General features: G+C 36.2%; 6 protein-coding genes. All 6 read left to right on the forward strand.

The window, feature by feature from the left end:
• Positions 1–160: 160 nt before the first annotated feature.
• On the forward strand, positions 161–931 hold the full coding sequence (locus CA730_RS12265) for a transketolase (protein ID WP_096671487.1): 771 nt from the start codon (positions 161–163) through the stop codon (positions 929–931).
• A complete protein-coding gene (locus tag CA730_RS12270) occupies positions 868–1,833 on the forward strand; it encodes a transketolase family protein (protein ID WP_197705526.1) in 966 nt (321 codons plus the stop codon). Before CA730_RS12265 ends, CA730_RS12270 begins: the two co-directional genes overlap by 64 nt.
• Before the next feature lie 5 nt (positions 1,834–1,838).
• Positions 1,839–3,467, forward strand: coding sequence for a glycosyltransferase family 39 protein (locus CA730_RS12275; RefSeq protein ID WP_096667600.1), 1,629 nt, complete (start codon positions 1,839–1,841; stop codon positions 3,465–3,467).
• A gap of 9 nt (positions 3,468–3,476) precedes the next feature.
• The gene (locus CA730_RS12280) at positions 3,477–5,438 is read left to right on the forward strand and encodes an NAD-dependent epimerase/dehydratase family protein (RefSeq protein WP_096667602.1); all 1,962 of its coding nucleotides are present in this window, start codon (positions 3,477–3,479) and stop codon (positions 5,436–5,438) included.
• 25 nt (positions 5,439–5,463) lie between these two features.
• A complete protein-coding gene (locus CA730_RS12285) occupies positions 5,464–6,216 on the forward strand; it encodes a class I SAM-dependent methyltransferase (RefSeq protein ID WP_096667604.1) in 753 nt (250 codons plus the stop codon).
• A 299-nt stretch (positions 6,217–6,515) separates the two neighbouring features.
• A partial coding sequence (locus CA730_RS24890) for a hypothetical protein (protein WP_197705527.1) occupies positions 6,516–6,716 on the forward strand: 201 nt, incomplete at its 3' end.

Below are 6,716 nucleotides of genomic sequence, written 5' to 3' on the forward strand. Positions count from 1 at the left end.
AGTGTGACACTTGCGTAAGTCCTATCCTTGTACTGTCTACAATTAACCAAGCAAAATTAATTACATAGGTTTTCCCAAATTCTCCGATAATTTGCGGAAAACAGATATGATTGAGGCTTTCCAATCTGTATGGTTTCTGGACTACTTTAACAGGCTGATTATGAAAACACTACAAGAGCTTATTAATGAAGCTAAAAAACGATTGCTCAAAATGCACTTTGAAAGTGGTGTTGGGCATATTGGCGGTAACTTGTCCTCTCTGGACTTAATGATGTGTTTGTATCATCAAGTTTTAGGAGAAGAGGATGCTTTTGTCCTCTCCAAAGGTCATGCCGCCGGCTCACTATACACCACCTTGTGGTCTTTGGGATACTTGAATGATGAAGATCTACAAACATTTCATCAAAATGGGACAAAACTCGCTGGACATCCTCCTGCAAAAGGGATTCCCAAGATTTTATTTGCCACCGGAAGTTTAGGTCATGGACTTTCCTTATCCAATGGATTGGCTTTAGGTAAAAGGCTCAAAAGTGAGGCTGGAAGGGTATTCTGTCTATTATCCGATGGAGAATGGAATGAGGGATCTAATTGGGAGGCTTTGATTTTTGCTGTGCATCAGAAGCTCAACCAATTAACCCTAATCATTGATTGTAATGGGCTGCAAGGCTTTGGAACTACCCAGGAAGTGGCTGATTTAGAACCACTAACTGATAAATTTTCGGCTTTTGGGTGTGCTGTCACTGAGATTAATGGACATGATCCTCATAGGATTGTAGAGGCACTTTCATTAATCACCATCAAGCCTCACGTGATTATTGCTCGAACAAAAAAAGGTCATGGGGTTTCCTTTATGGAAAATAAAATGGAGTGGCACTATCTACCAATGACATCAGAGCATTACCAACAAGCGTTAGAAGAGGTAAGGACGTGAGAAATATCCTATGTAACACCCTCGTTAAATGTTCAGATAACCCCAAATTTGTCTTTCTCACAGGTGACTTGGGATACCAAGCCTTAGAGCCATTGCGGGAGAGTTTAGGTGAACGTTTTATCAATGCTGGCGTAGCAGAACAGAATATGGTGTCTGTGGCTGCTGGTCTAGCAAAAACTGGGTTACAGCCTTGGGTGTATAGTATTGCTCCCTTTGTTTATGCCCGTCCCTTTGAACAAATTCGCAATGATGTCTGTTTGCACGATCTTCCCGTACGACTGGTTGGTAATGGTGGCGGTTATGCCTATGGGGTGATGGGAGCTACCCATCATGCGTTGGAAGACTATGGAACGATGCTATCTTTGATGAATATGCACGTTTTTGTGCCAGCCTTTGATGCGGATGTTTTAGAGATTATCAATCAACTGCATAGCTTCGAGCATCCAGCCTATCTGCGTCTTGGTCGCTGTGAAAAACCAAAAGATTTTGATCTCCCCCCCTACTCACCGTGGCGACGATTGCTACAGGGGGAAGGTGCGACAATGTTAATTGTCGGTCCTTTGGCAGGGGGAATTATGGAGGCAGTGCAGCATCTCAGTGATGCCCACCGTCCTAATTTATGGATTTTAACCGAATTGCCCATTGAATCTGCTAAGATTCCTCAAGATTTTCTAGATGATTTGGGAAAATCTGGTCATTTGTTTATTGTTGAGGAGCATATAGCTCACGGGGGAGTAGGACAAATCATTGCTCGTTGTCTCTTAGAAATGGGTCATGTTCCCACTAAATTTACCCACCGTCACGCTTTAGGATATGTTTCTGGTTTATATGGCTCTCAGACTTTTCATCGTCAAGAGTGTGGCTTAGATCCTGCAAGCATTATTAAGAAGTTAAAGGAATAATATTCATGTCAAATAATGTAATGAGAAAAAAACAATTAACAACAATTTTGCCAGATATATTGGTTATTATCTGTTGTATTACAAGTATCGGATTTACTATAATTGAATCCACACTCAATACTGACGCTCATCATTGGGGGCTAATGTATGCTAATGCAGCAGATTTAAATAGGGGATTAATTCCGTACAAAGAAATATTTATCCAATATGGTTTTTTGACCACTTTTATACAAAGTTTGTCCTTAAATATTTTCGGTAATACAGTAGTATCAGTTGGAATCATAACTGGTATATTCTATGCAGCCAATATTTATCTTTCTTATTGTCTATGGCGCAAAATCCTTAATAGATGGTCATCTGCCTTATCATCAGTAGTAATGTTTTTAGTTCATGGCTATATCATTTATCCATGGGCAAATTATTTTTCTTACACATTTCTGTTAATATCCCTATTATTTTTAACGGCATCACCTCAGAGAAGAAATCGGTATTTATTATCAGGATTTTTCTTGGCTCTTAGTTTTTTGGCAAGACAGACATTCTTTATATTAGCTCCTATCTATCTGTATTTCTTGCTAATATATATTTCTTCAGAGCAAGATAAGCGGAAAATACACCTGAAAAATATTGCGATGTTCCATGTTGGTATGCTTGGCGTTATTGGAGCTTTTTTAATTTATGTAATCAGAGAATCTGCTTTTGGAGATTGGATAAATCAGAGTTTCGTAATTGGGAAATTTTACAGAGGCTTTTTACATCCAAGAAATATATTGAATTTTTTAAAACTAATAATTTTTCCTTTTGCTGGAGATGGAAGATTATTGTTGTACTCACTTGTCTTTTTTAACGCTCTTATAATTTTTATTATTTTTATTAGAACAAGCCTTTTAAGGAAAATCAAAGGACTTCAGGAACAAGTTCAGGAAAGGGATAATCTTTTATTTTTGTTTAGCTCTGTTATTCTTTTTGGATATCTTCAGTCTCTACACATTTATGAAGTGTTTAGACTACAAAGTTCATCTTCATTGGGTTTTGGTTTATTAATTTTCTCTCTATGCAAACTTTCAAATAGATTTGAGAAATGGGAAAGATTAGTTTTGAGCGTCCCTTTTATTTGCCTATTTTTTTATTTAATGCAAACATTAGTGTTCCACGGAACTTCTTCTGTATATTTTCCATGGAAATTGAATCGGCATTTATTAGTCAGTCATCAACTTAAACAACCAGAAAATATCGAAATGTTACAAAATAAACTTTATGATGAAAAGACTAGGATTTACTATCAAACTCTTGCAAAAACAATGAGCAGTTATGACTGTAAGCTTGACTACTTAGTAAATTTTACTAAGAACAGCTACGTTCCCCTACTCTCAAAATCTTTTAAAAGAGTGCAGAGATCGCCATTCTATAATGAATCAATGTCTAAGATAATCTTTCAAGATGAACAAGAGAAAATTACTCACTTGTTTATTCAGAAAAAAGCACTTTTAATCGCCGCGGATATTAAGCAAATTCCCGAAAACTATCAGGTTATTTTAGAAGTCGAAAAACCTGAAATACCATTTATTCAGGACAAAATAACATACATTGCAGTTCCCAAGGTAATTTCTTCCAGTTGTCAAGTTAAGAATTAAGGTAATATTATGACTTTAGAACAAAAAATCAGACGACTACAGGGACCAATTTTAGTTTTGGGCGCTAGTGGCTTTGTGGGTGCTAATTTACTTAGGCAATTACTCAATTATCGGGATGATGTTTTTGGCACGACATCCCGGTTTCCTGCTTGGCGATTAGAAGGATTAAATGACGAGAATATCTTTGCTGTTGATTTGCTGGTTGATTCCAACATAGATTTTTTACTGGAAAAAACCCAGCCGAAAACAATATTTAATTGCGTGGCTTTTGGTGCTTATTCTTTTGAAAAAGATAGTCAACTTATCTATCAAACTAATTTGAATTTAACAGCCAAACTTCTAGAAAGAATTGCTACCTGCCAAATTTCTTGTTATGTTCATGCTGGCAGTTCTTCAGAATATGGAGATAATTGTTCAGGCCCTCATGAAACTGAGCTACCTGCTCCTAATAGTGATTATGCTGTTTCTAAAATTGCCTGTGCTAATCTCCTCTACTTCTATGGCAAAAAAAAGCAACTGCCTTGCGCTAATTTAAGATTGTATTCTGTTTATGGTCCTTTAGAAGATTCTTCCCGCCTCATTCCCAATCTAATTCGCCACGGAGTTGAGGAAAAATATCCCAATTTTGTCAGTCCTGATATTTCTAGGGATTTTGTTTATGTTGATGATGTTAGTGAGGCTTTTATTGATACAGCATTAAATCTCAAAGAAGAAGATTATGGCGAATCATTTAATATTGGTAGTGGACAAAAAACTACAATTGGTGATGTAGCCAAGGTTGCTAGTGAAATATTTAATATCAACACTGAACCTGTCTATAATTCCATGGAAAATCGCCATTGGGATATTAGCGACTGGTATGCAAATGCAACAAAGGCTCAAGAAAAGTTACAATGGAAAGCCAAGACAAATTTTCGAGAAGGGTTAATAAAAACAACCGCATGGTATCGAGAACTAGAGGATAAAGAAAGATATCATCAGAGTTCTAAAAAGTTTGGTTTAGATACCAAGTACAGCGTAACAGCAATTATTGCTTGTTACAAAGATAATCAAGCAATTCCTATTATGTACAAACGTCTTCGGGAGACCTTTCTCAGACTAAATATTGAGTATGAAATTATCTTTGTTAATGATTGTAGTCCCGATAATAGTGAACAAGTAATTCAAGAAATTTCACGAACTGATAAACGGGTGATTGGTATTTCTCATGCGCGAAACTTCGGTTCTCAATCTGCTTTCAAAAGTGGCATGGAAATAGCGACTAAAAATGCCTGTGTTTTACTTGATGGGGATCTACAAGATCCACCGGAATTAATTGAAACATTTGTCGAAAAGTGGCGAGAAGGATATGACGTAGTTTATGGTCGTCGCAAAAAACGCCAAGCTCCCTTGTTTATGCAGATTGCCTATAAGGCTTTTTATCGTATTTTTGATCATTTTTCCTATCTCTCCATTCCCCATGATGCGGGAGACTTTTCTTTAATGGATAAGAAGGTTGTCCAAGCGATTTTACAGTTTCCTGAACGAGACTTATTTCTCCGGGGAGTTAGAGCATTTGTGGGCTTTAAACAGATTGGTATAAACTATGTTAGACCAGAACGAATGTTTGGCGTAACAACTAACAATTTAGCTAAGAATATCGGCTGGGCTAAAAAAGGGATTTTATCTTTTAGTTACACTCCTTTAACTATGATCAGTTTTATGGGTACAGTATTACTGTTATTGACCCTGTTATTAGCAACCGTACAAATTATTATCCGAATTCTTGTTCCAGATTCAGTGCCAGAAGGGGTAACTACAGTATTACTTACTATTTTATTTTTTGGTTCACTGAATTTATTTAGCATCAGTATTGTCGCTGAATATATTGCCAAAATATTTGAAGAGGTTAAACAGAGACCACATTTTATTCGTCGGACAATTACTAAGAATGGAGAAATTAGAGATGCTTACAATGTCGTTAAAAATTAACGTTTAATATTACAAGGAATTAAAAATGATTCAAGAAGGATTTAAGCCACTTAGCAACACTCCCCCTGATACTCTACTCAATAAGTTAAAATTTTGGGCAAGGTTAGTTCTAGATTTTCAAACGAATACTGTGTATAGACATCTGCAAGAATTTCTCCCTAAAATGCAGGGAAAAGTCCTAGATATCGGCTGTGGGCAAAGTCCTTATAAGCATCTTCTTAATAGTCAAAAAACTCAATATTATGGACTTGATATTGAAGAAGCAAATCAGAAATTTAACTATGAAAATTCTGAGATTATTCACTTTGATGGATATAATATTCCTTTGAGTTCTGATTCAATTGATGGTTTTATTTGTACCGAAGTTCTTGAACATATCCAAGAACCGGAAAAGTTTATTACCGAAATTTATCGAGTTTTAAAACGGGGGGGGGTAGGAATACTTACTGTTCCTTGGTCAGCAAGATATCACTATATTCCTTATGATTATTACAGATATACTCCATCAACACTGAACCAGTTTTTTCAAGATTTTTCATCAATTAAAATTGCCCCTAGAGGTACAGATATTACCGTGATTGTTTCAAAGATTATTGTTGCCTATTTTCGAGGGTTGCAATCACCTAAAAAATTTATATCGTGGCTTTTAAAGGTTATAGTAGCCTTAATTGTTTTTCCTTTTTTTGTTTTATGTATTTTTGTTGGGCATCTTTCATTATTTTTTGGATTAGGCTCTAAAGATGATCCTCTCGGTTATACAATTTGGCTTAAAAAGTAATTTTGTGTATAACATAAAGTATTACAGCAAATTGTCATCAAACCCGGAACAAGAACCCCACCCCCAACCCCCTCCCCGCAAGCGATGAGGGGGCTAAGATGTACCTTATAAGCTGTTGTGCATTTAGTTTGTATAATTCTAGCGGGCAAGATGCCGCACCACAAAGTTCAGGTAAATTATGGTTATCAAATTTAGCTGCGTAACAGCTTATGATTGGAAATCGCTGTAATAATCGGATTTTTTTTTAAAGATGAAATGTTAATTTCAAGTCTGAAATTTCTGAAAAGAAGAAAATAAAAATGAAAATGGTTAATCGTTCCTGTCCAGTTTGCGGTTCAAAGGATCAGTCTAAAGTCTTTGCTGAGGCTGACTTTGATCTTAATCAATTAGACAGTTTTGCCTTTGCTTCTCGTAAACTGCCTGAATATATGCACTACAGACTGATATCTTGTCCAACTTGTGATGTACTGTATGCCAGTCCAATTCCTGAATTAAGTGAA

Origin of the sequence: Dolichospermum compactum NIES-806, from assembly GCF_002368115.1 — a bacterium.
GTDB lineage: Bacteria > Cyanobacteriota > Cyanobacteriia > Cyanobacteriales > Nostocaceae > Dolichospermum > Dolichospermum compactum.